The organism is Oceanobacillus bengalensis, assembly GCF_003628445.1.
Taxonomy (GTDB): domain Bacteria; phylum Bacillota; class Bacilli; order Bacillales; family Amphibacillaceae; genus Oceanobacillus; species Oceanobacillus bengalensis.
The window spans coordinates 58,803-84,437 of the sequence record NZ_RBZO01000014.1; the positions used below are offsets into that span (position 1 = coordinate 58,803).

At 39.4% G+C, this 25,635-nt stretch carries 21 protein-coding genes, 1 pseudogene and 1 riboswitch; of the genes and pseudogenes, 2 read left to right on the top strand and 20 right to left on the bottom strand.

Features of this window, described 5'->3' with window-relative positions:
• Positions 1 to 22: 22 nt before the first annotated feature.
• From rpoE to meaB, 4 genes are all read right to left on the bottom strand, one after another.
• Complete coding sequence (gene rpoE / locus D8M05_RS10340; protein WP_121131496.1) at positions 23 to 619, bottom strand: DNA-directed RNA polymerase subunit delta; 597 nt, start codon at positions 617 to 619, stop codon at positions 23 to 25.
• Positions 620 to 1,149: 530 nt separating this feature from the next.
• Positions 1,150 to 4,401: a fused isobutyryl-CoA mutase/GTPase IcmF gene (icmF, locus tag D8M05_RS10345; RefSeq protein WP_121131498.1), complete on the bottom strand. Its 3,252-nt coding sequence runs from the start codon at positions 4,399 to 4,401 to the stop codon at positions 1,150 to 1,152.
• Positions 4,402 to 4,415: 14 nt separating this feature from the next.
• Positions 4,416 to 5,036, bottom strand: a complete 621-nt coding sequence (locus D8M05_RS10350) for a TetR/AcrR family transcriptional regulator (protein ID WP_121131500.1) — start codon at positions 5,034 to 5,036, stop codon at positions 4,416 to 4,418.
• The gene (gene meaB / locus D8M05_RS10355) at positions 5,036 to 5,968 is read right to left on the bottom strand and encodes a methylmalonyl Co-A mutase-associated GTPase MeaB (RefSeq protein WP_121131502.1); all 933 of its coding nucleotides are present in this window, start codon (positions 5,966 to 5,968) and stop codon (positions 5,036 to 5,038) included. The genes D8M05_RS10350 and meaB overlap by 1 nt, the downstream gene beginning before the upstream one ends.
• On the opposite strand from meaB, the gene D8M05_RS20000 reads away from it, so the two are divergent.
• Positions 5,967 to 6,323, top strand: coding sequence for a hypothetical protein (locus D8M05_RS20000; protein ID WP_147405175.1), 357 nt, complete (start codon positions 5,967 to 5,969; stop codon positions 6,321 to 6,323). The genes meaB and D8M05_RS20000 overlap by 2 nt on opposite strands.
• A gap of 28 nt (positions 6,324 to 6,351) precedes the next feature.
• On the opposite strand, the gene D8M05_RS10365 is transcribed toward D8M05_RS20000, so the two are convergent.
• From D8M05_RS10365 to D8M05_RS10395, 7 genes are all read right to left on the bottom strand, one after another.
• A complete protein-coding gene (locus D8M05_RS10365; protein ID WP_121131505.1) occupies positions 6,352 to 7,491 on the bottom strand; it encodes an acyl-CoA dehydrogenase in 1,140 nt (379 codons plus the stop codon).
• Entirely contained in the window at positions 7,488 to 8,624 is a 1,137-nt protein-coding gene (locus D8M05_RS10370) for an acyl-CoA dehydrogenase (RefSeq protein WP_121131507.1), read from the bottom strand. The genes D8M05_RS10365 and D8M05_RS10370 overlap by 4 nt, the downstream gene beginning before the upstream one ends.
• Positions 8,625 to 8,658: 34 nt before the next feature.
• Positions 8,659 to 9,510: a 3-hydroxybutyryl-CoA dehydrogenase gene (locus D8M05_RS10375; RefSeq protein ID WP_121131509.1), complete on the bottom strand. Its 852-nt coding sequence runs from the start codon at positions 9,508 to 9,510 to the stop codon at positions 8,659 to 8,661.
• 406 nt (positions 9,511 to 9,916) lie between these two features.
• Positions 9,917 to 11,104: an acetyl-CoA C-acetyltransferase gene (locus D8M05_RS10380; protein ID WP_121131511.1), complete on the bottom strand. Its 1,188-nt coding sequence runs from the start codon at positions 11,102 to 11,104 to the stop codon at positions 9,917 to 9,919.
• Positions 11,105 to 11,239: 135 nt separating this feature from the next.
• On the bottom strand, positions 11,240 to 13,348 hold the full coding sequence (locus tag D8M05_RS10385) for a (Fe-S)-binding protein (RefSeq protein ID WP_121131512.1): 2,109 nt from the start codon (positions 13,346 to 13,348) through the stop codon (positions 11,240 to 11,242).
• Positions 13,349 to 13,878: 530 nt separating this feature from the next.
• A complete protein-coding gene (gene argS, locus D8M05_RS10390) occupies positions 13,879 to 15,549 on the bottom strand; it encodes an arginine--tRNA ligase (RefSeq protein ID WP_121131513.1) in 1,671 nt (556 codons plus the stop codon).
• Entirely contained in the window at positions 15,546 to 15,986 is a 441-nt protein-coding gene (locus D8M05_RS10395; RefSeq protein WP_121131514.1) for a YwiB family protein, read from the bottom strand. Before D8M05_RS10395 ends, argS begins: the two co-directional genes overlap by 4 nt.
• A gap of 283 nt (positions 15,987 to 16,269) precedes the next feature.
• Between D8M05_RS10395 and D8M05_RS10400 the strand changes: the two genes are divergently transcribed.
• Positions 16,270 to 18,327, top strand: coding sequence for a transglycosylase domain-containing protein (locus D8M05_RS10400; RefSeq protein ID WP_121131515.1), 2,058 nt, complete (start codon positions 16,270 to 16,272; stop codon positions 18,325 to 18,327).
• Between the two features lie 257 nt (positions 18,328 to 18,584).
• On the opposite strand, the gene thiE is transcribed toward D8M05_RS10400, so the two are convergent.
• The 9 genes and pseudogenes from thiE to D8M05_RS10445 form a co-directional block, all read right to left on the bottom strand.
• Positions 18,585 to 19,208: a thiamine phosphate synthase gene (gene thiE / locus D8M05_RS10405; RefSeq protein WP_121131516.1), complete on the bottom strand. Its 624-nt coding sequence runs from the start codon at positions 19,206 to 19,208 to the stop codon at positions 18,585 to 18,587.
• 3 nt (positions 19,209 to 19,211) lie between these two features.
• Complete coding sequence (gene thiM / locus D8M05_RS10410; RefSeq protein WP_121131517.1) at positions 19,212 to 19,979, bottom strand: hydroxyethylthiazole kinase; 768 nt, start codon at positions 19,977 to 19,979, stop codon at positions 19,212 to 19,214.
• Complete coding sequence (gene thiD, locus D8M05_RS10415; protein ID WP_121131519.1) at positions 19,976 to 20,782, bottom strand: bifunctional hydroxymethylpyrimidine kinase/phosphomethylpyrimidine kinase; 807 nt, start codon at positions 20,780 to 20,782, stop codon at positions 19,976 to 19,978. Before thiD ends, thiM begins: the two co-directional genes overlap by 4 nt.
• Complete coding sequence (gene tenA, locus D8M05_RS10420; RefSeq protein WP_121131521.1) at positions 20,779 to 21,462, bottom strand: thiaminase II; 684 nt, start codon at positions 21,460 to 21,462, stop codon at positions 20,779 to 20,781. The genes thiD and tenA overlap by 4 nt, the downstream gene beginning before the upstream one ends.
• A 16-nt stretch (positions 21,463 to 21,478) precedes the next feature.
• Complete coding sequence (gene thiW / locus D8M05_RS10425) at positions 21,479 to 21,964, bottom strand: energy coupling factor transporter S component ThiW (protein ID WP_121131523.1); 486 nt, start codon at positions 21,962 to 21,964, stop codon at positions 21,479 to 21,481.
• Positions 21,965 to 22,057: 93 nt separating this feature from the next.
• A riboswitch (TPP riboswitch) is annotated at positions 22,058 to 22,175 on the bottom strand.
• A 177-nt stretch (positions 22,176 to 22,352) separates the two neighbouring features.
• On the bottom strand, positions 22,353 to 22,712 hold the full coding sequence (locus tag D8M05_RS10430; RefSeq protein ID WP_121131525.1) for a diguanylate cyclase domain-containing protein: 360 nt from the start codon (positions 22,710 to 22,712) through the stop codon (positions 22,353 to 22,355).
• 28 nt (positions 22,713 to 22,740) lie between these two features.
• Positions 22,741 to 23,349 (bottom strand): flavin reductase family protein, encoded by a 609-nt coding sequence (locus tag D8M05_RS10435; RefSeq protein WP_121131527.1) that lies wholly within the window; start codon positions 23,347 to 23,349, stop codon positions 22,741 to 22,743.
• A gap of 11 nt (positions 23,350 to 23,360) precedes the next feature.
• Entirely contained in the window at positions 23,361 to 24,299 is a 939-nt protein-coding gene (locus D8M05_RS10440; protein ID WP_121131529.1) for a ring-cleaving dioxygenase, read from the bottom strand.
• 599 nt (positions 24,300 to 24,898) lie between these two features.
• Positions 24,899 to 25,520, bottom strand: a pseudogene (locus D8M05_RS10445) (nitroreductase family protein).
• Positions 25,521 to 25,635 lie beyond the last annotated feature (115 nt).

The following is a 25,635-nucleotide window of genomic DNA, read 5'->3' on the forward strand; positions in this document are numbered from 1 at the left end:
TCCAAAAAGTCAACTACCCTTTTTAATTCTTTTCTTCTTCATTATCGATGTCATCATCTTCATCAAGGTCACCTTTGAATTCTTCTTCAAGGTCCTCGTCTATTTCTTCATCAAGTTCATCATCATCTTCATCAAGGTCCTTATCTAACTCATCATCAAAGTCTTCAAGGTCATCATCTTTATCGTCAAAAACATCATCAAAGTCATCATCATCGTCAATGTCTTCAATATCATCGTCGATTAATGAATCATCATCAAGTCCTTCATCTTCTTCAATATCCTCATGTTCTTCCTCAACAACACGTTTTTTCTTTGTTGGTTTTTTCTTCTTTTTCTTCGTAGTGTGTACTTCTTCTTCTGCCTGTTCCACAGGATACCAGCGTTTTAATCCCCATGTATTGGAACCAAGTGTTGTAAAGCGTCCATCTACGTTCAAATCTGTATAGAATTGAGCAATATAGTCTTCCTTTTCAGCTTCAGAATATCCTTTTAAATCCGCAATTCTGTTAAAAAGTTCATTAAAGCCTATTACTTTCTTTTCATCAAATAAAATTTCACTTGCCAACTCAATCATTGACATATTCTCAATTTGCTCTTTTGTGTAGTCTTTTAAGCTCACGGTATGCACTCCCTTTACTTTGTATATTGATAGCATTTTTTGCCTATTAGATTAGCGAAATCATTCATATCTTATTTTACTTATTTTACTATAACACTTTTTGCTTTGTTTTAAAGTGAAACTTCCTTGTGTATTGTTTACTGACCGTTAGTGGCTTTATAGGCGTTCACTTAAAAGTGTTATGTTTTTAGTTGTTCTAGGTTTTTCGGATACAGTATGATTCAGAACATAATTACCATTATAAACAATTCTATTATGATTATGCCACATTTAAATGCAAATTAAAGTAAAAGTAAGTGGATCCGCATGTTAAGCATCCGCCTGCGTTTTCTTTTCTATGGCAGTCCGTACGTCTCTGAACAGCCCGTTCAGCCTTTCTTTGTCTAGCTTCACGGGCTAGAGACTAGCGAGACTTCCCTCACCTCCGTACGATAAGTCAACATCGTCTCTCTCCGTTCGACGTGTTTCCTTTATCTCCTTCGGCTCAGTCCAGTCCGTACGTCTCTGAACAGCCCGTTCAGCCTTTCTTATCACATATTCCTTCTGTATTGGCCGCCTACTTGGTAGAGGCTTTGGGTGATTTGGCCGAGGCTTGCTACTTTAACGGTTTCCATGAGTTCTTCAAATACATTCCCGTTTGTTGCCGCGACTTTCTTTAGTCGTCTTAATGCTTCTTCGGTTTGCTCCTTCTTGTTTTCCTGAAATTTTTGTAGCTCTTTAATTTGATGTTCTTTTTCTTCTTTGGTCGCACGTGCTAGTTCCATCGAATCAATTTGGTCTTCTGATGGTGGGTTTGGATTGATATAGGTGTTTACACCAACAATCGGAAGCTCACCAGAGTGTTTTTTACCTTCATAATAAAGCGACTCTTCTTGAATTTTCCCCCGTTGGTATTGACGTTCCATTGCCCCAAGAACACCACCACGATCATTCATTTTTTCAAACTCTTGCAGGACGGCTTCCTCGACTAAGTCAGTCAATTCCTCCACGATGAATGAACCTTGCAGTGGATTTTCATTTTTTGTTAAACCGAACTCTTTGTTGATAATCATTTGAATAGCCATTGCACGCCTTACAGATTCCTCTGTTGGTGTTGTGATCGCTTCATCATATGCATTGGTATGCAAGGAATTTGTATTATCCTGTATTGCCAGGAGTGCCTGTAATGTCGTGCGAATATCATTAAAATCGATTTCCTGTGCATGTAATGAACGACCAGATGTTTGAATATGGTATTTTAATTTTTGACTACGTTCGTTTGCACCATATTTATCACGCATGACAATTGCCCAAATTCTTCGTGCCACGCGTCCGATTACGGTATATTCTGGATCTAACCCATTTGAGAAAAAGAAAGAGAGATTTGGAGCAAATGCATTGATATCCATGCCTCTACTCAAATAATATTCAACATACGTAAAGCCATTTGCTAGGGTAAATGCAAGTTGAGTGATTGGGTTTGCACCAGCTTCCGCAATGTGATATCCAGAGATGGAAACCGAATAGTAATTCCGAACATTTTTATCGATAAAATACTGCTGGATGTCCCCCATCATACGTAAAGCAAATTCTGTTGAGAAGATACATGTATTTTGCCCTTGGTCCTCTTTTAAAATATCCGCCTGAACCGTACCGCGTACAACTGATAATGTATCCGCTTTAATTTTCTCGTATTCTTGCTTGTTTGGTTCACGGCCTTGTTCCTCTGCAAATTTATCTACTTGTTGGTCAATCGCTGTATTAAAGAACATCGCCAATATAATTGGTGCTGGACCGTTAATTGTCATGGAAACGGATGTTAGGGCATTTGTCAGGTCAAAGCCTGCATATAGTTTTTTCATATCTTCAAGTGTACAAACATTCACACCGCTTTCACCAATTTTCCCATAAATATCGGGTCGATAGGCTGGATCTTCACCATATAGGGTAACAGAGTCAAACGCGGTCGAAAGTCTCTTCGCGTCATCATTTCGAGATAGATAATGAAATCTTCTATTCGTTCGTTCTGGTGTACCCTCACCTGCAAATTGACGGGTTGGGTCCTCACCCTTCCTTTTAAATGGAAAAACACCTGCTGTAAATGGAAATGCTCCAGGAACATTTTCTTTACACAGCCACAGCAAACGCTCCCCCCAATCATAATATTTCGGAAAAGCAACTTTTGGAATCTTTAGCCCTGATAGCGACTCTGTTATGAGGTCTACCTGAATTTCCTTATCGCGAACTTTATAGGAAAGTGAATCCTTACTATATTGCTCTTTGGTTTCATCCCAGGCATCTAATTGTTTTTTCGATATCGGATGTAATTGTTCCTTATACTGATTCGCAATTCGTTCTAATCCCTCAACTAATTCTGTGTTTCCATCAATAGAAACCGCAGTCATTGCACCGTCCATTTGATACAGCTTACGAGCAATATTACTTTGCTTCTCCGCTTCTTCATGATAACTTCTGATATGGCTAGAAATTTCGCGTAAATAATGACGGCGCTCATTTGGAATGATCATGTTTTGCTTTTCAGCAATAATATGACGGTCGAATTCTACGGATGCTCCCCATGTATAACGGTCATTTAATGTATCAATTAAAGAAGCAAATAATGCATTTGTCCCTGCATCATTAAATTGACTTGCAATCGTTCCAAAGATAGGGAATTTATTCTTATCTTGTTTGAAAAGCATTCGGCTTCGTTCATACTGCTTCCGAACTTGATTTAACGCATCTTCTGAACCTTTTTGTTCAAATTTATTGATTACGATAAAATCTGCATAGTCAATCATATCGATTTTTTCAAGTTGCGTTGGTGCACCGAATTCTGCTGTCATGACATACATGGAAAGATCAGTCACTTCTGTTATCGCTGCATCCCCCTGCCCAATACCACTCGTTTCAACAATAATTAAATCGTATCCTGATGCACGAACAACATCTATAACATCCTGAATTGCCTTTGATAGTTCACTTCTCGAATCACGAGTTGCTAGAGAACGCATGTAGACACGATCTGTAAATATCGCATTCATCCGTATCCTATCTCCAAGAAGCGCCCCACCTGTCTTTCTTTTCGTTGGATCAATCGAAATAACAGCAACTTTTTTATTATCCACATCATTCATGAAACGGCGAATCAATTCATCGGTTAATGAACTTTTCCCTGCACCACCTGTTCCTGTTATCCCTAGAACAGGTATGCTCCCATCAGATTTCTCTTTTAACATGGTTAAAACCCTTTGTTTATCTTCTGCGGTAACTTCATTGCTTTCCACATATGTTATGAACTTTGCTATCGCATGACGGTCACCTTGCAATAATTTCTCAAAATCCTGATCGATATCAATTGGTGGAATGAAATCGCACATCCCAAGAATTTGGTTAACCATCCCTTGAAGCCCGTATTTCCTACCATCTTCCGGAGAAAAAATCCATGACACCCCGTAAGCATGAAGTTCCTTAATCTCACGAGGAATAATGACTCCTCCACCGCCACCAAATACTTTAATATGACCAGCACCCAGCTCCTCGAGTAAATCAATCACATATTTGAAATATTCCACATGTCCTCCCTGGTAAGAAGAAATCGCAATCCCTTGAACATCCTCTTGAATGGCTGCATGAACTACTTCTTCCACCGAACGATTATGACCTAAATGGATCACTTCAGCTCCGCTCGATTGCATAATTCTTCTCATAATATTGATTGACGCATCGTGACCATCAAATAGACTTGAAGCCGTAACAAAACGGACTGGATTTTTCGGACGATACACTTCTACCTGTTGCATCATAATCTCCCCCTTTATTTTGTATGATCTTTTAAGGAATCTCTAAGAAATGATAGTTGTGAATCAATATACGCTTCAAGCGTGTACTGCCTCTGCAGAATCCATCTTCTAAATCCCCACATATGCCCCTGAACAAAAATATTATTTGCAATTAGTGATGCCCGCTCTTTAGGTAAACCTTCTGGTACACAAGTTAAAATAGCATGCTCAAGCATCAAAACCATCTCTTGCTCTTTATGAAGAACATACCTTCTTGTTTCTTTTTTTAGCGACTTCACTTCTTGGTATAAAATAAGAATCTCTTCTTGCATTTCATCCATTAAATAGAAATAAGAGCGAACAATCGTAATCAGGTTTTCTAATGAAGGCTGTTCGAGGTTAAAGGCAGATTCAACTCTTTCTTGTACACGGTCATAAATCGCATCACATGTTAGGAATAGTACATCCTCTTTTGTTCGAATATATTCATATAAGGTGCCAATGCTAAATCCAGAGGCTTTCGCTATTTCTCTTGTCGTTGTACGGTGGAAACCCTTCTCCCTAAAAAGTGTTATCGCACCTTTTATCATTTGATCTCGGCGCTTTTTAACTAGCTCTTGATCCTTTATATTTGAAATAACCTTATCACTTGTCATCAGGTAAGAGCCTCCCTCCATTTCTTAAGCCAATCCATCGCATATTGATAAGGATCGTCACTCGGGTTTATCATTGGAAGGTCCTCATTTAACTCAACAAACTGTTTCACCTCCCGAAACAGTTCATCACGCATTAATTCTAATACTTCTAGTTCCAATTGCTTGGAGCGTTTAATGCTCCCTTCCATTGTCGAATATAAATACGTATGATGTTCCTTCATCTTATTCCACAGCTCATCAATGCCTTTATTTTCTGTTGTTATTGTTTTAACAATGGCAGCCATATGTTCTTCCGTTGCTGTCATCATTACGAGTTCTCTCAATAACCGTTTTAATTTTCCAACGCCATCAAGATCGGCTTTATTAATGACAAAAAGATCCGCAATCTCCATAATTCCAGCTTTAAAGATTTGCAAGACGTCCCCACTATTAGGTGTTAATACGACAGCAGTTGTATCAACAATTTTCATAATATCCAGTTCAGATTGGCCTACACCAACTGTTTCTACAATGACTACATCAAACCCAAATGCATCACAAATTCGGACAGCATCTTTGGTTGCACGTGCTAATCCACCTAAACTACCACGTGTTGCCATGCTGCGAATGTATACCCCATCATCTGTAAAATGTTCATTCATCCGAACTCGGTCACCAAGTAATGCTCCACCACTAAACGGACTAGTTGGATCGACCGCAATAACTGCCACTGTTTTTCCTTCATTCCTAATGTGTGTTATTAACCGATTGACAAGAGAGCTTTTCCCAGCACCAGGCGAACCCGTTAAACCAATGTAAATAGCATGCTTCTCCATTGAAAAAACATCACTAAGTAATTCCAGCTTATCAGGATAATCATTCTCTACCATGGTAATAGCCCTTGCCAACGCGCGAATATCCTTCTTCCTTATCCGTTTAACAATTTCATGCATGGGTTGTACTTCCTTTCCTTTTGGATCGTTTACAAGTTTATCTTTACTTCCTATCGTTGGGCTGGCGCGCGATTTTCGTTCTTTCCCGCGCGAATTTTCGGGGCTGTCGCTCGATTTTCGTTCTTTCCCGCGCGAATTTTCGGGGCTGGCGCTCGATTTCCGCTCTTTCCCGCGCGATTTTTCGGGGCTGACGATCGATTTTCGTTCTTTCCCGCGCGAATTTTCGGGGCTGGCGCTCGATTTCCGCTCTTTCCCGCGCGAATTTTCGGGGCTGTCGCTCGATTTCCGCTCTTTCCCGCGCGAATTTTCGGGGCTGTCGCTCGATTTCCGTTCTTTCCCGCGCGAATTTCACTAACGGGCGTGCGGTAAATCATTAAAAGCATCTACTTCGTCAACATCCGCCCAATAACCAAGCGTTGAATTTCGTTCGTCCCCTCATAAATTTGTGTGATTTTCGCATCACGCATATAGCGCTCGACTGGATAATCCTTCGTGTATCCGTATCCACCAAACACTTGAACCGCTTCCGTGGTCACTTGCATCGCCGTATCCCCAGCAAAAAGCTTACTCATTGCGGATGCTTTCCCGTATGGTAGGTCATTCGATTCAAGCCATGCAGCTTGATAGGTTAATAGACGTGAAGCTTCAATTGCTGTTGCCATGTCTGCAAGTTTAAAAGAAATACCTTGATTCGTTGCAATCGGCTTTCCAAATTGCTCGCGGCCTTTCGCATATTCTACTGCAGCGTCTAGTGCACCTTGAGCAATTCCAACTGCCTGTGCGGCAATCCCATTTCGTCCACCATCAAGTGTTGACATTGCAATCTTAAAGCCATCTCCCTCAGCACCAAGCATGTTCTCCTTAGGAACACGGCAATTTTCAAAGACTAATTCTGTTGTTGGTGAAGAACGAATTCCTAATTTCTTTTCTTTTTTACCAAAAGAAAATCCTTCCGTCCCTTTTTCCACGATAAACGCACTAACCCCTTTATGTTTTGCATCTGGGTTTGTCTTTGCAAAAACAAGATAAAGGTCCGCTACCCCACCATTCGTAATCCAAACCTTATTTCCATTTAAAATATAATCATCATGGTCCTTAACCGCTACTGTTTTCATAGAAGCGACATCACTTCCAGCCCCTGGTTCAGATAAGGCATATGCTCCTAACGCTTCCCCTGTTGCTAGACGGTAAAGGAAGTTCTTCTTTTGTTCCTCATTACCATATTTATAAATAGGCCAGCTCGCTAACGATAGATGCGCCGAAAGTGTTACACCAGTTGATGCGCAAACTCGTGATAATTCCTCAACTGCAATTACATAACTTACATAGTCAGCGCCAATTCCACCATACTCTTCTGGCCACGGAATGCCTGTTAATCCTAATTCAGCCATCTTATCAAAAATCCCACGATCGAATCTTTCCTCTTCATCTCGCTCGGCAGCAGTGGGCTCAACATCGTTTTTCGCAAAATCTCGCACCATTTTTCGAAGCATATCTTGTTCTTCTGTTAATTGAAAGTTCATTTATTCATCCCTCCAAGTATGTGTTTAGCAATGACTATATGTTGAATTTCATTTGTTCCTTCATAGATTTGCGTTACTTTGGCATCACGGAAAAATCGTTCAGCTGGATAATCCTTGGTATATCCGTACCCACCATAAACTTGTACAGCCTCAATTGCAGCCTTCATCGCTGTATTAGATGCATACAGTTTCGCCATTGATGCTTCTTTTCCGCATTCCAGTCCCTTTTCCACTAAGGAAGCTGCTTGATAGACTAATAGTTTTGCAGCCTCTACTTCCGTTGCCATATCTGCTAACTTAAAAGCTATTCCTTGATTCCTTGCAATCGATTTCCCGAATTGCTCTCTTTCCTTCGCATATTGCGTTGCATGTTCTAGCGCTGACTCGGCAATTCCGAGAGCTTGTGCGGCGATGCCAATTCTTCCGACATTCAAATTTGCTAGTGCAATCTTATATCCATCCCCATCTTTACCAAGCAGTTGCTGTGCGGGAACTTTACAATTGTCAAAATTCAGCCCGACCGTACTTGAACCAGCGAGACCCATTTTCTTTTCCTTTTTCCCAATAATGAGCCCTGGTGTGTCTCCCTCAACAACGAATGCGCTTACCCCTTCTACCGTTCGGGCAAACGTAATATACGTATTTGCGTGTGCCCCATTCGTGATAAAAACCTTTGAGCCATTTAAAATATAGTTTTCCCCATCTTTTTTTGCGGTTGTCTTCAAATTGTTCGCATCTGAACCAGCACCTGACTCCGTTAAAGCAAAAGCACCTAAATATTCACCTGAGGCAAGCTTCGGGATGTAATGCTTTTTCTGTTCTTCCGTCCCAAAATAAAGAATGGGACTCGTTCCTACTGAAGAATGCACAGACAGAATAACGCCAATCGTTGCACTAACCTTTGATAGCTCATGAATTGCTAATATATAGGACGTGAAATCCATCCCACTACCACCATATTGTTCAGGGATCGGGATTCCCATTAATCCGAGCTCACCCATTTTCTCGATAATTTCAGATGGGAAAACATCTTCCCTTTCCATCTTTTCAATATGCGGTGCAATTTCGTTCTGAGCAAAATCTCGAATTACTTTCCGGAGCATTTCCTGTTCCTCTGTAAAAAACATGTTCATCTTGATGTTTCCTCCTTCATGAAGTTTCCATTAATTACTCATAAACATAAAAGCCTCTTCCTGATTTCTTACCTAACCAACCAGCTTTTACGTATTTTCGGAGTAATGGGCATGGACGATACTTGCTATCACCAAATCCTTCATAAAGAACTTCCATAATGGATAAGCAAGTATCAAGACCAATAAAGTCTGCAAGGGTAAGTGGTCCCATTGGATGATTCATTCCTAGCTTCATAACGGTGTCAATATCCTCCGGTGTTGCAACTCCTTCATAAACCGTGTAAATTGCTTCATTGATCATGGGCATCAGAATGCGATTAGATACAAACCCAGGAAAATCATTCACTTCTACAGAGGTTTTATTCAACACTTGAGACATTTCTTCAATTGCTTGATACGTTTCGTCACTCGTTTGTAATCCACGAATAATTTCTACCAATTTCATCACAGGAACTGGATTCATAAAATGCATGCCAACTACCTTTTCTGGTTTTTTTGTTATTGCAGCAATTTCTGTAATCGGCAGGGATGATGTATTTGAGGCTAAAATAACATGGTCAGCTGTAATTTCGTCTAACGCTTGGAATACTTTTGCTTTTACATCCATGTTCTCAACAATGGCTTCAATAACGACATCGACAGAGGCTGCATCAGTAAGCTTTGTTGAGGGGGTTAGTCTTGCTAATGTTTCTTCCCTTTCCGTCTCGGTCATTCTTCCTTTCTGCACATTTCTTGCGAGTAGCTTTTCAATGGAATGCATTCCTCTTTCGAGAGCGTTTTCATTTTTGTCGTTTAAAATTACATCAAATCCTGATTGAGCACATACTTGCGCGATTCCTGACCCCATTTGGCCTGCACCAATAACCATTACTTTTTTAATTGACATCCTTGTACCTCCTTCATTTATTTGGAGCACTCCTTTTTTGGAGTGCCCTGATTTATTTGTAAAGCTCTTTATTAAATGTTTGTCGCAATTGATAGAAAATGCGACGTAAGCGTTTTGTTGATTTCCACTCCGGGCAGCCAGTACGCATTCCTAGTGGAGGCAATACACGTAGACTCCTCGAAAAAGAAAAGCACTTTTTCTGCGTGCGAAGTAAAGCTGACGAAGCCATCCTTGTCCTGTGGGAGGACAGGCCTAGGTGAGACTACGTAGTGCTCACCAGCCGCCCTAAGGTGCGCGAAGTGTATTGCCGAAACGGTAAGGAAGGCACTATCTCAAGCTATTGCACATTTTATATCCTTCCAGACAAAACACCAGTCTTATAGAATTCAGCCATTAGGGACAACAATTACCCTTTTGGTACTTCAATTAATATTGCATCCCCTTGGCCTCCACCACTACAAATTGCAGCAATACCAAGTCCACCACCGCGTCGCTTTAATTCATGGATTAATGTTAAAATAATTCTCGCACCACTTGCTCCAATTGGATGTCCAAGTGCCACCGCACCACCATTAACATTTATTTTTTTGGCATCTAATCCTGCGATTTGACCACTCGCTAATGAAACTGCAGCAAATGCTTCATTAATTTCAAATAGATCAATATCCTCTACCGTGTACCCTGTTTTTTCTAAAATTTTGTTGATTACAATACCTGGTGTTTGTGGGAAATTCTTCGCTTCTACAGCTACTTCCGCATGACCTAAAATGGTTGCCATTGGTGTTTTTTCCATTTCCTTTGCTTTTTCTTCGGACATGAGGACGAACGCACCCGCACCATCATTTACACCGGGCGCATTTCCTGCTGTAATTGTTCCGTCTTTATCAAAAGCAGGACGTAAACTTGCTAATTTCTCAAGTGTCGTATCTTTCCTTGGTGCCTCGTCTGTATCTACTACGACGGGATCACCTTTTCTTTGCGGAATGGTAACTGGAACAATCTCCTCTGCAAATCTTCCTGCTTCAATTGCTTCGGTTGCCTTCTGATGACTACGTAGAGACCACTCATCCTGGGCCTCTCTTGTAATACCAAATTCCTCTGCAGTAGAGTTTCCGTACGTACCCATGTGTACACCCGTAAAGGTACAGGTTAAACCATCATGTACCATCAAGTCTTTTACTGCCTTGTCACCCATTCGATTTCCCCACCGTGCATCTGGAAGGAAGTAGGGTGCATTACTCATGCTTTCCATTCCACCAGCAACAATTACTTCTTCATCCCCAAGACGAATCAGTTGATCAGCAAGTGTCACGCTGCGAAGACCTGAGGCACAAACCTTATTAATCGTTTCTGTTTTCACTTCCCACGGCATACCAGCAACTCTTGCTGCTTGGCGAGATGGAATTTGTCCTTGACCTCCTTGGAGTACAGTTCCCATGATTACTTCATCCACTTCTGCTCCACTCATACCTGCACGGTCTAGCGCTCCCTTAATTGCCTTTCCACCTAATTCCACAGCAGTTAGTGATTTTAATCCTCCACCAAACTTCCCAAATGGTGTCCTTGCACCTGAAATAATAACAGTCCTTGTCATTTATAAGCACCTCTTCTTGAATTTTGATTGAACGCTCGCTCAAGTTAATTTCTTTTATATAGAGAGGAAAGATTTATCCCTCTCTATATATTTTAATCTATTAAACAATTATTTTCGTTGTAGTAGTCTCTTTACTTATGCAATTTTTTCATCTTCATCAGCAAAAACAGATAATGCTAGAATTTCAGCAACATCCAATGTGCTAATATCCTCTTCAACCTCTTTCGCTTTTGTTCCATCACTAATCATCGTTAAGCAGAATGGACATGCCGTAGAAATCATCGTTGGTGAAACGGCTAAAGCTTGTTCTGTACGAGCAATATTTATTCGGTTACCTGTCGTTTCTTCTGCCCACATTAATCCTCCACCAGCACCACAGCACATGCCATTCTCACGGCTACGATCCATTTCAACAACTTCTAGCCCAGGAATAGACCTTAGGATTTCTCTTGGTGGGTCATACACTCCATTATACCTTCCTAGATAACAAGAATCATGATAGGTTAATCGTTGATTGATTGCACGTTTTGGTTTTAATTTACCAGACATCACTAGGTCATAAAGCAATTGTGTATGGTGAAGCACTTCTGCTTCATACCCAAGATCAGGATATTCATTTTTAAATATATTGTATGCATGTGGATCGATCGTTACGATTTTCTTCACTTCATTTTTTTCAAATGTCTTGATATTCTTTTCTGCAATTTCTTGGAATAGGAATTCATTCCCAATACGGCGAGCTGTATCTCCAGAGTTTGCCTCTTGGTTTCCAAGAATTGCAAAGCTAATTCCCGCCTGATTCAATAATTTAGCAAAAGAAAGGGCAATCTTTTGACTCCGGGCATCATAAGAACCCATCGAACTAACCCAGAAAAGGTATTCAAATTCTTTGCCTTCTTTTTTCAATTCTTTCACAGTTGGTACATATACAGATTCATCTTCATCACGCCACTTAATACGATCTTTTTTCGATAATCCCCAAGGATTTCCTTGGCGTTCAATATTCATTACTGCTCGTTGGACATCAGAATCCATTTTTCCTTCTGTCATAACAAGGTAACGGCGCATGTCAATAATTGTTCCCACATGCTCATTATTTACTGGACAAGCATCCTCACAGTTTCGGCATGTTGTACAAGCCGATAACTCCTCTTCCGTAATGATATCTCCAATCAAACTTGCTTGCTGTATTGTTGCTGCAGCTTCACCACCAGCAGTTGCTTGATTACCTGCAGCACCAGAGAAGGCATATGCGGGAACCCATGGCTGTTTACCAGTGACAGCTGCTCCTTTTTCGGTTAAATGGTCACGAAGTTTTACCATAATATCCATAGGTGACAGCATTTTCCCAGTTCCTGCTGCTGGACAAACATCCGTACAGCGGCCACATTCTACACAGGCATAGAAATCAATCATTTGATGTTGTTCAAAGTCTTCAATCTTCCCAACACCAAAGGCAATTTCCTCTTCGCTCTCTTCTGTTTCTTCATCAATCTCAAAGTTAAGTTTCTTTAGCTTACCTGGCACCTTTTTGCTTAAGAAAACATTAATTGGTGCAGCAATTAAGTGTGCATGCTTTGATTGTGGTACATAAACCAAGAACGACAGTAACGTTATCGTATGTATCCACCATGCAATATAAAACAATACCATCGCAGCTTCCTGTGATATAAAGCTAAATAGAAGGGCTACTACACTAGCCACTGGCTCTGTCCATGTTAATTCATGTCCATGCCATATTAAAGACATTCCATTTCCGAATAAAACAGAAATCATTAGGGTTCCAATAAAGATCAGCACTAATCCTGATTTCAATCCTCTTTTTAGACGAACTAACTTTTCAATATAACGACGGTAAAATGCCCAAACTACCGCAGTAAGAATAGTCAATGTGACAATCTCTTGAAAAAATACAAATCCCGGATAAAACATCCCGAATGGTAGGTGATTACCAGGAGATAATCCTTTGACAAACATATCAATTGCACCAAATTGAACCAAAATAAATCCATAAAACATCATCACGTGAATTGTCCCAGATTTTTTATCTTTTAACAGCTTGGACTGCCCAAAAACAATCTTACCAATTCGTTTGAGACGAAGCTTTATTTCCCCATCAAACTCCGATTGCTTCCCAAGCCTAATATAGGACACCCTAGTAGCAATAACTCTACCAAATAAGTAAAATGCATAAATTGCAACTGCTAGAAATGCGACCCAATTGATGATTAAAAATGTATCCATTTGTCCTCCCCCTCTTTTCTAGTACACAATAAATGGTAACGATTTCATTTATCCTAAAGATAACCTCTTTCTATTCTATTACATACTACTTTATATTATGAATGAGCATTCAGTCAATATCTTTAATCTAAAATTTAAATTTTACAGTCTATTTTGAATATAAAATACACTAATTCCTTGTATTTGTAAAGGAATTAGTGTATTTTTTTCTAGGATGTTTTCGGATTTCGTTTACTCGTCCCACTGATAAACTTGTTGTATTACTCACAGTAGAAATAAAATGCGACGTAGATAAACCTTTGGAAACTAACTGAAAATATTCTGAAATAATTTGCTTCGACGCTAATCAAGTTGTTTTCGAACGCACAAGAGCTCCGTTTTGATCTAGAGAAGCTCTTTCAAGTTACTTTCGAACGCACGAGAGCTCCGTTTTGATCTAGAGAGTACTTGTTAAGTCACTTTTTGTGCTATTCAACTTACGTCGCATATTACATCAACTGCGCACTGCGCCTAGCGAAAGGAGGCGAGTATTACATTTTCTCAGGTGCAGTAACACCAATCAACCCGAGTGCATTTCTAATCGCGATACGTACTGCTTTCATCAACGCGATACGTGCATTCGTTCTTTCGATGTTGTCTTGATCAAGCACTTTTTCTGCATTGTAAAAACTGTGCAATAAAGTAGCCAAATCAAAAACATATTGTGTCACTTTATGTGGTGTCTGTTTCACCGCTGCATCTGACACTACTTGTGGGAACTCTCCAAGTTTTTTCATCAAATCGAGTTCCTTTTCCGCAGTTAAAAGGGAAACATCATAGACTTCACCTGAACCTAAGCCTTTGTTCTGTGCCTGTTCTAACATCGTGCAAATTCTTGCGTGCGCATATTGTACGTAGAAAATTGGATTGTCATTTGACTGAGAACGGGCAAGATCCATATCAAAGTCAAGTTGAGAATCATTCGAACGCGTTACGAAGAAATAACGTGCTGCATCTACGCCAACATCCTCTATTAAATCACGTAGAGCAACAGCCTTTCCTGTCCGCTTACTCATACGGATCTTCTCTCCACCTTCAAATAGATTTACCATTTGAATGATTTTTACATCAAACTTCTCAACAGGATAGCCTAATGCCTGAATAGCCGCACGCATTCTTGGTACATAACCATGATGGTCCGCACCCCATACATTAATAATTTGATCATAACCACGGTCCAATTTATCTTTATGGTAAGCAATATCTGGTGTCAAATAGGTATAATTCCCATCCTTTTTCACAAGTACGCGGTCTTTGTCATCACCGAATGCTGTTGACTTAAACCATGTTGCATCATCTTGTTCAAAAATATAGTTGCCTTCTTCTAGCTTTTTCAATGCTCCAGGAATTTTGTTCTCTTTGTATAACGACCTTTCAGAGAACCAATTATCAAATTCAACACGGAATTCCTTCAAATCCATCTTTATATTTTCCAAAGAGGATTGTAGGCCAAATTCTTTAAAGAACGCGATTCTCTCATCTTGTTCTTTAGTTGCCCATTCTTCACCATACTCAGCAACGAGCTTCTTCGCAATATCAATGATTGCCTGTCCATGATAACCATCTTCAGGCATTTCCGCATCCTGCCCTAATTCTTGTAGGTAACGTGCTTCAACCGAATTAGCCAGTTTATCAATCTGACTCCCAGCATCATTAATATAGTATTCACGTTCTACATTGTAGCCTGCTGCATCAAGCACATTACAAAGCACGTCACCATATGCCGCACCACGTGCATGTCCTAAGTGAAGGTCACCAGTAGGATTTACGGAAACAAACTCAACTTGGACCTTTTCCCCATTTCCAATGTTTGTTTTGCCGTATTCTTTATCCGACTTTAAGATGGTAGGAATAATTTCTCCAAGAAAATCATCCTTCATAAAAAAGTTAATAAAACCAGGTCCAGCAATTTCTACCTTTTCAACGGATACTTTTGCCTTGTCAAGGTTTGCTACGATATCGTCAGCAATTTGGCGTGGTGCTTTTTTAGCAATTCTCGCTAGCTGCATGGCAATGTTTGTAGCAAAATCTCCGTGTGATTTATCCTTTGGTTTTTCTAATACAATATCTGGTAGTTCTTCCTTGCTTGCAAGATTTGCTTGGATTGCTGCATCTGCAATTTCCTGTTTCAATGTTTCTTCTGTTTGTTCTAATACGTTCATTTGGGGTCCTCCTCTATGTACACCAACATTAATTCATGTTTTCGTTCATCTTGTCCATTTAATTTTACTGTATAGTCAATCATTAACTTACCTTCATTACTTGAAGTGTCTGAGTGATAGGTAATTTTTTTCGTGAAGGTTTCCATATGTAATGTACCATGTGGGTGCTTATAAACATTTTCAGTTATTTGGTTCGCATGAAACCTTTGATTCATCGATACAAGGCCCGTACGCTTAATATTCACCTTTCCTTCTTGGAGAGTAATGAAATTTTTTATGACAGCTTGCTCTTCTGTCTTTTCCTCGAAGGTGATAACATCTATTTTCCCTTTCCTGAACAAAGTACCTGTTTCTTGTACTTTGTTATACTCCTTATTGCCATTATCTTCAATGGTTGTTTGAAGTGTAATCGCAACTTTCATTTGACCCGAATCCATACGCTCGCCTCTAATTCCTTTATGAGTTTATCCTCTATAAAAATATATAATGCCTATTATAGCGATAATTAGCATGGTTTTTCAATAATAAGTGTAGATAAGTTTATTTCTAGCTATCTTTTCCAATAATGTAAGTAATAATCAAAAGCGTAAGCGCCCGTTTAGCGTCGTACGAAGGTGAGGGAAGTCTCGCTAGTCGCTGGGCGCTGGAGCTGGACGTGGCCTGTCCTGGAATAGACAGTCTTCACTACAAAAAGCACTTCCTAAAAATGGGGTAAATGATATGAAAAAAAAGAAAAGAAGATTACCAAAGTCACTTCGTATAATAAGCAAATTGGCAATTGGCATAGTGGGTTTACTATTTATCGGTTTAGTCGGAATCTATCTCACGAGCTTCCTACTAGGTCCACCGTCACTAACAAACGAGCTAAATACTGTGTATTATGATCACACTGGTGAAGTGATAGGAAAGGAAAAAGGGGTAGAAAACCGACAATGGATTGAACTTGATGAGATGTCACCCGATGTTATTAACGCAACCCTCATTACGGAGGACCAGCATTTCTATGACCACCATGGTTTTGATTATAAACGAATTGCTGGTGCAGTGTTAAAAAACATACAAAGCCAGTCCCTTAGCGAAGGAGCAAGTACGCTTACGCAACAGCTTGCAAGAAATCTATTTTTATCTCATGAGAAAACGTGGGATCGAAAAATCAAAGAAGCCTTCTATACGGTTCGATTAGAAATGTACTATTCAAAAGAGGAAATATTAGAAGGCTATTTAAACACCATTTATTATGGCCACGGTGCATACGGAATTGAGGCAGCTAGCAACTATTTTTTTAACAAAAGTGCTAGCGAATTAGATTTGGCTGAAGCATCGATGTTGACTGGCATACCTAAGGGTCCAACCTATTACTCTCCATTAAATGATGAAGATAATGCAGAAAACCGCCAAACACAAATATTACATCTTATGTTAGGCGCTGACATGATTACAGAAAAGGAATTTGAGATAGCTAACGAGCAAGAACTCGTATACATTGAGCAACAGGAGAAGAAAGAAAAAACAATTGGTCCCTATTTTCAAGATATTGCCTTAAGGGAGGCTTCTCAGATACTCGATATGGATATGGAAAGCCTTCGTTCAAGTGGATACGAAATCCATACAACACTGGACAAAGAATTACAAAAGCAGCTTGAAGATAGTATTGATCATACAATGAATTCTTCAACCGAATTGGAGGTAGGCGCATTGTCACTCGATCCAGACTCTGGTGCTATTCGTGCATTAGTAGGTGGGAGAGATTATGCAAAGAGCCCCTTCAATAGAGCCGTTGATGCGAAAAGGATGGCTGGTTCGACGTTTAAGCCATTCTTATATTACCTCGCACTTGAGAACGGGTACACAGCTACAACCATGTTAGACAGTAAACCAACGACGTTCGAACTTGAGAATGGGGAAGTATACCAACCTAGTAATTTCAATGATTATTATGCGTATGAGCCAATTACATTAGCACAAGCGATTGCCCTATCAGACAATATTTACGCTGTAAAAACGAATATGTTTCTAAGTGTAGATAAATTGCTTGATACAGCAAAGACATTTGGTTTCACGAGTGATCTACCTGCTGTTCCATCACTTGCTTTAGGTACGGCTTCGGTTTCTGTAAAGGAAATGGTAACTGCCTATGGGATGATAGCAAATGGCGGGCATACAATTGACGGACATGCGATTGAAAAAATTGTTGGGCCCCATGGAAAAACAATTTTTAAACGGGAGAAGGACAAAGGTGAAGCCGTGCTGGACCCGAAGCAAACGTTCATATTAACTGATTTAATGACTGGTATGTTTGACCCAAAGCTTAATGGGTACACCGCTGTAACCGGTAGTACGATTGCAGATGAATTAACTCGAACCTACGCTGGCAAATCCGGTTCAACCAATGCAGATAGCTGGATGATTGGATTTAGTCCTAGACTCGTTACTGGAGTTTGGGCTGGTTACGATGATAACCGTCCAATTCAGCTTGTTGCTGAAACAACTTATGCAAAGAAAATCTGGGGTTCCTTTATGGAAAGTGCACATGAGGGATTGCCACATGAAGGGTTTGATACTCCTCGCGGGATTGTCGCTGTTCCAATCGACCCCGCAACAGGTATGCGTGCAACACCCTATTGTGATGTCAGTCGTATCATGTATTTCGAAGCTGGAACCGAGCCACAGAGTAATTGTATGGAGCACTTTCATGGTGATCAGCATGAGCACGGTGAAGAACAAGACCCTAACAAGGGTACCTTAGAACAGCTATTTGACTCATTATTTAGTTGGTAAGAAGGCGATTTCCTTAGAATCGTAGCATTTGCCAAGCGTTTATAACGAGCTATTAGCTTTCGAAAGAACGTTCTATACTTTCTGACAAAAAGAAACCGACATCGTCCCAGATTGTCGGTTTCTTTTTGTCCTAGTAATTTTCTTGCTTTGTCCATGTAAACCTATTTTACAAACTAATTTTAAAAAGTACAACATATTAAAAAAATGTTCATGATTCGTTCACAAAGTTTTCACTTTTAGTGAATTAGGAATTTAGATTACAATTGCCGAACTGCCTCTTTAATATCTTCCGTCATTGTGATTGCACTTATAAAAGAAACACCATCTGCACCTTTACTAATCACAGAAGCTGCATTTTCAGTGGTGATTCCCCCAATTCCTACGATAGGGAGATTTGGAAACTGTTCTCTTAATGTTGCAATCCATTCTACACCAACAGCTGACTTAGCATCCGATTTTGTTCTTGTTGAAAAAATAGGGCCAGCACCAATGTAATCTACCAAATGAATGGGACTTTTAGCGACTTCACTAGCGTTTGATACAGAAAGACCAATTATTTTATCAGGGAAAAGGTTACGTAATTCATCTACAGACTGATCATCTTGTCCGACATGAATTCCGTCAGCATCCAACGTATCGACTAGACTGACATCATCATTAACGATAAACGGAATATGATACCCGCGGCAAATTGCTCGTAGTTGTTTGCCTAATTCCAGCTTAGCATCTCCAGTCAGTGAACCTTCCCCTTTTTCTCGAAATTGAAAAGCTGTTATACCAGCTTTTACTGCAGATTCGAGGACTCTCACAGGATCATCATTACAATTTTGACTACCCATGATAAAGTATTTACGTAAATTTTGCTTTATTTGGTATGGCATTGTTTATCTTCTCTCCATTTCTTCTACTTCAAATGATAGTGCATCGATGAACCTTGGTATAAACGTCCCCGGTCCATGAACTTCAGGATGAGATGCGGCATATTCTGCGGCTAGTCCATAAAATTTGACAGCTGTTAATGCTTGTTCCTTTATGGAGTGATTTGTTGTTAAACAAGCTGTTAAAACGGAACCTAGTAAACATCCAGCACCCGTCACCTTTGCCAAAAATGGATGTCCTGTCTCATTTCTGATTACATCTTTTCCTGTACAGATAATGTCTGTTTTCCCTGTGACAACAGCAGTCGTTTGATAAGCCTCTGCCACTTTTACAGCAATTTCTACGGCATTTCCATTACCAATAGATTCAACGCCCTTTGTTTGCCAAGGGATACCTGCAAGATGGGCGAGTTCACCAGCATTTCCCTTAATTGCAGTTGGCTTTACTTCTGCTAAAATTTCTTTGACAACCTCTGTCCGAAATGAAGTCGCTGCAACACCTACAGGGTCCAGCACTACTGGTATTCCTTTTTTATTTGCTGCTTTTCCAGCAAGGATCATTGCTTTTATTTCAGATGCTGTTATCGTACCAATATTAATTAGAACACCATCAGCAATAGAGGGCATAACGCTTGCTTCCTCTTCTGCTTTTGCCATGACGGGTGCACCGCCAAAAGATAGGAGCCCATTTGCTGTAAAATTCATAACTACTTGATTTGTTAAATGATGAATCAATGGAGCCTCTTCACGTACTTGCTTTACAATCTCATTCATATTCTCACGCCTTCTTCCCTTGTTGCCCAATGATTTGTAGGGCCATGGCCAGCGCCAAGCGGAAAAGCATGTTTGATAGCAACTGTTACAAAATGTTTCCCTAATTTTACCGCTTCGTATAAAGGCAATCCATGACTTAAATAAGCAGTAATAGCAGCAGAATACGTACAACCTGTTCCATGTGTATTTTTTGTATCAATTCGCTTAGCTGAGAAGGTGTGCATTGCTGACCCATCATATAAAAAGTCAATCGCTTCACCCTCCATATGTCCACCTTTTACTAAAGCAGCACCAGCACCAAATTTCTTAACTATAAGTTCGGCTACTTGTTTCATATCATGAACCGTTTCTATCTTTTCTCCAGTAAGATATTCAGCTTCTGGAATATTCGGTGTTACTAAAGTAGTTAATGGCAAAAGCTGCTTCCGTAAAAAATTTCGAGCATTTTCTTCAATTAATGTGTCCCCACTCGTCGCAACCATTACTGGGTCCATGACATACGGGACCTCCAGCTTGGAAACTTTATTAGCGATTATTCTCATCATATCGATATTTGCGATCATACCTGTTTTAAATGCTTGAAAAGGAATATCGGAAATCACGGAATCTAGTTGCTGTTCGATCATTTCAAGTGGAATATGATGAATCGACTGAACACCTGTTGTATTTTGTGCAACGACAGATGTAATAACTGACATTCCATAGCTTTTTAATTCCTGAAATGTTTTTAAATCTGCGTGAATTCCTGCACCTCCACTTGGATCCGTTCCAGCTATAGTAAGCGCGCATTTTACTTGTTTCATAGATTTGACACCGTCCTGTTCGAAGGCCATTCTTCACATGTCAAAGACATTTCCCAGAATCCTAATTCAAGCTGGCAACTTTTTCGAAATGCATCTTTCATACGCGCTTGTTCCTCTAATGAGGCATCACCAGCCAGGGTGTCCAATCTTTTTCGCATCTCTAATGTAGCGCTTTCGGAATCTGCATAAAAGCTAATCCATTTATAGAAAGGATGTCCAGCAGTTGGACTGTATTTTTTCACTAATTCCTGACCAATTTCAAAGTAGGTCCATGGACAAGGTAACAATGCAGCTAAAGTTTCACCTAATGTCCCTACCTGTGCATGATACATCATATGTTTAATATAATGGTCAGCTGTTGGTGGGAGTGGGTAACCTTGAAGTTCCTCATAGCTTACACCAATATAATCACAGAAATTCAGATGCGGTTTGACTTCATCATGTATTGTAAAATGAATTTGATCATGAAAGTAACTCATCTCGTCGCGCATTAATGACTTTGAAATGGCAATACCATAAACCCTTATAAATGCATTTAAATATTCATAATCAGCTTTAATATAATGTGCAAGTGCTTCACTTGGAAGCTCTCCTTTACCAATCCCTTGAACAAAAGGATGGTCGAAAATCATTTGAAAAATATCTTCATTTTCTTTTCTCAAAACGTCTGTAAAAGTCACCCGAATAACCTCCTAATTAGATACGTACTAAATTCTCAGTCTTAACTCGTAAAACAACAAACCAGCCAATGAAAGCTCCCGTAATACTACTAACAAGAAATCCTGGTAAAAAAGCAAATGCACCAACAGAGCTTCCCATTAGAATTTGAGCAAAAGGAACTGCGAAAAATGATCCGATTACTCCTGTACCAAAGGCTTCTCCAATAACAGCCCATAACTTCTTTCCAAATTTTTTATACAGATAACCTGCTAAGTATGCACCAATCATGCCGCCTGGAAATGCTAGTAATGTTCCTAGTCCAAGCAAATTACGTAGTAGTCCAATCATGAAGGCAATAATAACTGCCGGGCCAGGGCCAAGCATAACAGCTGCCATTACATTGACAGCATGTTGAACAGGATATGCCCTTGCAATTCCCGCTGGAAACCATAGCAACTGTGCACCAATCGTTCCAATCGCCACAAAAACAGCCATGGTTGTTAACAAACGTGTTCGATTCATCTGATAGCTTCCTCTCCTTATTTTAGGGGACAGCAAAAAAAGCCAGATCCGTGTAGGACCTGGCTTTGATAAGCAGAAATAGAATAGACGCATTGTATCGTCCGACTACTTCCCTCCGCTGGTATTAACCAGATCAGGTCCATAAGAGTCGGAAAGTGTTTACGCGCTTTCCTCTCAGCCCACACATATTTGGGCACCCCTAGTAGTTAGTGAATATGAAATTTTGTAGCTATAAATTGAGGATATCAAATATAAAGGCTTTTGTCATGTATTAAATTAAATTCTTCAATTATTCTTTATTTTACTCAAATTGGTCTAAGTATTTTCCGATGAAGGAAATCTCTCCTGTTTCCCTATTGTCTCCTATACTAAAACAAAATTTCAATACTTAAGAATAAAATAAATAATAATCCCTTTGCTCCTTAGCCCTATATAAAGCTTGATCTGCATGAGAAATTAAAGACTTTGATTCCAAACCATCTTTAGGAAAAACAGCAATCCCTATACTTGAAGTTACATTTAGTCTACTCCCATTTATTTCGTATGGCTCCCTGAAAGCAGTATGTATTCTTTTAACTAAATGATTTATTTGTTTCTCTTCCTTGATACCATTTAGTAAAACAAGAAATTCATCTCCACCTACCCGACAAAGCACATCATCTTCACGCACACTAGATTTTAACCTATCAGCATATTGCCTAAGCAATATATCTCCAACATCATGACCATGTAATATGATGAATTCCAGCTGTTTTCAACATATCTCACACCCCAATCTATTTTGGCCTCTCTATGGAAAAGACCTCACCGATTTTTGCATAATTAGATCCTGCCAATCGACTTACAGCTGCAAGTGTATCGTGGTTTATTCTCCCGTTTTCATATATTTCCTCATCTATATGAAAGTGAACGACCTTTCCAATGAGGAGGTCTGTTCCAATCGAATCCATTTCACCAAGCTGGACGGAATGCTCCAAGGTGCATTCAAATCGAACTTTAGCTTCCTTAACCCCTGGAACAGAAATCCTTTCACTCTCAACAAGTGTTAAGTTTGCTTTTTCAATTTCGCTTATCTGGGGTGGCAGTGATGCTGCAGTGATATTTATTTTCCGGGCATTTTGTTCGTCAACGATGTGTACAACAAATTGTTTATTCCCCATAATGTTTCGAGCTGTATCTTTCATCATCCCATTTTTACGCTGGGTAGATACCGAAAGCAACGGTGGATTAGACGAAACAATATTGAAATAGCTAAATGGTGCGCCATTAACTGTTCCATCTTCCGCAACACTTGTAACAAAGGCAATCGGTCTTGGAACAACACTACCAATGAGCAGCTTATAATTTTCCCGTTCTGTATTGTTATTAGGGTCAAAGGAAAGCATGCATATCCCTCCTACTTATCCAAATTTCTTATTTCGATTGGAATCAGTTTTCTATTCAATTGTTCACGATATTGTTCGTATTGTGATGGAAGTTTCAATTCTTCTCCCATCGTTTCATAAGACTCGTCATGAGCGAATCCTGGTGGATCTGTTGCGATTTCAAACAGTATTTCACCATGCTCCCTAAAGTAGATAGCATTAAAGTAATTTCTATCTTTTACTTCCGTGATCCCATATCCTTTATTTCCTACATATTGCTGCCAATCCAAATGATCCGCGTCATCTTTTGCACGCCATGCAATATGGTGAACCGTTCCTACCCCCATTTGTCCCCGTCCAATTGGCGTTTGCTTCACATCAATAATATTTCCAATATCGCCGTAAGATTTAAAACGAGCTAAGTCATTTTCTTCGCCTACTTTTTCAAGACCCATCACTTCCTGAAGGGTTTCTTTTGTTTTCTCTGGATTAGTAGATAATAAAATTGCCCCACCAAAACCTTTAATAGCAACCTCTGGTGTAACATCACCGATTGTCCAATTGTTCGGTTCCCCTTCTTCTCTCTCCACTAGCTCTAGCTGTAAGCCGTGAACATCTTCAAATTCTACATACGTTTCTCCAAAGCGTTCGGTTTTATTGTACTTAATATTGAATTTTTCCAACCTATTTTCCCAAAAGGCCATGGAACCAACTGGAATGACATAAGTAGTAACACCTACTTGTCCACCACCAATTTTCCCTTGATATGCTCCAGCCCAAGGGAAGAAGGTAATAATTGTACCTGGTTTCCCACCATCATTACCGAAGTAAAGATGATACGTTCCTCGATCATCAAAATTGATGGTTTTCTTAACTAATCTTAGTCCTAAAACTCCTGCGTAAAAATCTACGTTTTCCTGTGGGTGGCCAACAATTGCAGTGATATGATGAATACCTGCTGTCTTTTTCATGTAAATTCTCTCCTTTTATCATTTGAAATTATTATTAAATTAGATTTCTGGATTTTGTTAACACAAACTGTGAGATAACATCGAACTTTAAAAAATGGCTTGCTTGTAAGCTCATGTTCAATAAAGAATAATGAATACCAATACTCAACGGAGAGCTATCAAGATTAAAATAGAGTAAGATTCCTTTGAAATGAACTTGATAGGCGCTCTCAAGATTAAAATAGAGCTATTTCCCCTTGAATTGAACTTGATAAGCCTTCTCTAGATTAAAATAGAGCAAGATTCCCTTAAATTGAACTTGATAAACCTCCTCTAGATTAAAATAGAGCTATTTTCCCTTGAATTGAACTTGATAAGCGCTCTCAAGATTAAAATAGAGCTATTTTCCCTTGAATTGAACTTGATAAGCCTCCTCTAGATTAAAATAGAGCTATTTTCCCTTGAATTGAACTTGACAAGCCTTCTCTAGATTAAAATAGAGCTATTTTCCCTTGAATTGAACTTGATAGGTGCTCTCAAGAAAATTACCCAAAGTATTGCTACCTCACATTTAAAATCAAACATAATGTTTATAAGCAACAATACATATGAAGTAATAACTAAATATATTTCACAAATTCAGTTACTGGTTTACGATACCCTCTTGGCTTCCTACTGTTAACCTTTTCTTTCCCTAAGGTTATCATCATGACTGGCTCATGTTGGATATCAATTCCCAATATTTCTTTTACCTCACTTGGATTAAAACCAATCATTGGACAGGTATCCCATCCTTTATCTTTAGCTGCTAACATAAAAAGCATTGCAGAAAGAGAAGCGTTCCGAATCGCTTCATCACGCCAAAATCTTTCACCACGACTTGTATACAATGATGTTGTGTCCCGAACTTCATGCTCATATTCCTGTAGATTCATAACACCTAAATTCAGGCAGTCCTTCATAAATTCTTGCCGCATCTTTATAAGCCAATTTATCTCCAGTAACAATAATTACAGCAGAAGCAGAGTGTACCTTATATTGTCCATTAGCAGCCTCTCTAATTTTTTCCTTCACTTCAGGTTCTGTTACGACAATATAATTCGTATGCTGCAAGTTAAATGCAGAAGGTCCAAACTTAACCAGTTCAAAAATTTCATCTAATTCTTTTCTAGTAATTGGATTATCAGGTAAAAAGTTACTCGCTGAGCGTCTTTCTTTCACTAAGCTTTCAAAAGTAGACAATTCCTTCTCCTCCTAGCAATGCGTATCTTTCTTTCATCTATCATTAATTCAATTATATTTAATTAAGTTATCTTTAATTAAATATAATATTATCGTAGGTATTCTTTTTTGTCAA

Coding starts and splice junctions, on each gene's coding strand:
- D8M05_RS10375 (WP_121131509.1), bottom strand. CDS start 9,510: ATGTCAATTAAAAAAGTAATGGTTATTGGTGCAGGCCAAATGGGGTCA.
- D8M05_RS10395 (WP_121131514.1), bottom strand. CDS start 15,986: ATGGATTCGGGTCAAATGAAAGTTGCGATTACACTTCAAACAACCATT.
- thiD (WP_121131519.1), bottom strand. CDS start 20,782: ATGAAACAAGTAAAATGCGCGCTTACTATAGCTGGAACGGATCCAAGT.
- D8M05_RS10365 (WP_121131505.1), bottom strand. CDS start 7,491: ATGAACTTTCAATTAACAGAAGAACAAGATATGCTTCGAAAAATGGTG.
- D8M05_RS20000 (WP_147405175.1), top strand. CDS start 5,967: ATGGGTTGTACTTCCTTTCCTTTTGGATCGTTTACAAGTTTATCTTTA.
- argS (WP_121131513.1), bottom strand. CDS start 15,549: ATGAACGTATTAGAACAAACAGAAGAAACATTGAAACAGGAAATTGCA.
- thiE (WP_121131516.1), bottom strand. CDS start 19,208: ATGCCATACCAAATAAAGCAAAATTTACGTAAATACTTTATCATGGGT.
- D8M05_RS10400 (WP_121131515.1), top strand. CDS start 16,270: ATGAAAAAAAAGAAAAGAAGATTACCAAAGTCACTTCGTATAATAAGC.
- D8M05_RS10435 (WP_121131527.1), bottom strand. CDS start 23,349: ATGCTTTCCTTTGACCCTAATAACAATACAGAACGGGAAAATTATAAG.
- D8M05_RS10370 (WP_121131507.1), bottom strand. CDS start 8,624: ATGAACATGTTTTTTACAGAGGAACAGGAAATGCTCCGGAAAGTAATT.
- D8M05_RS10385 (WP_121131512.1), bottom strand. CDS start 13,348: ATGGATACATTTTTAATCATCAATTGGGTCGCATTTCTAGCAGTTGCA.
- meaB (WP_121131502.1), bottom strand. CDS start 5,968: ATGCATGAAATTGTTAAACGGATAAGGAAGAAGGATATTCGCGCGTTG.
- D8M05_RS10350 (WP_121131500.1), bottom strand. CDS start 5,036: ATGACAAGTGATAAGGTTATTTCAAATATAAAGGATCAAGAGCTAGTT.
- D8M05_RS10440 (WP_121131529.1), bottom strand. CDS start 24,299: ATGAAAAAGACAGCAGGTATTCATCATATCACTGCAATTGTTGGCCAC.
- thiW (WP_121131523.1), bottom strand. CDS start 21,964: ATGAATCGAACACGTTTGTTAACAACCATGGCTGTTTTTGTGGCGATT.
- thiM (WP_121131517.1), bottom strand. CDS start 19,979: ATGAATGAGATTGTAAAGCAAGTACGTGAAGAGGCTCCATTGATTCAT.
- D8M05_RS10380 (WP_121131511.1), bottom strand. CDS start 11,104: ATGACAAGGACTGTTATTATTTCAGGTGCAAGGACACCATTTGGGAAG.
- icmF (WP_121131498.1), bottom strand. CDS start 4,401: ATGCAACAGGTAGAAGTGTATCGTCCGAAAAATCCAGTCCGTTTTGTT.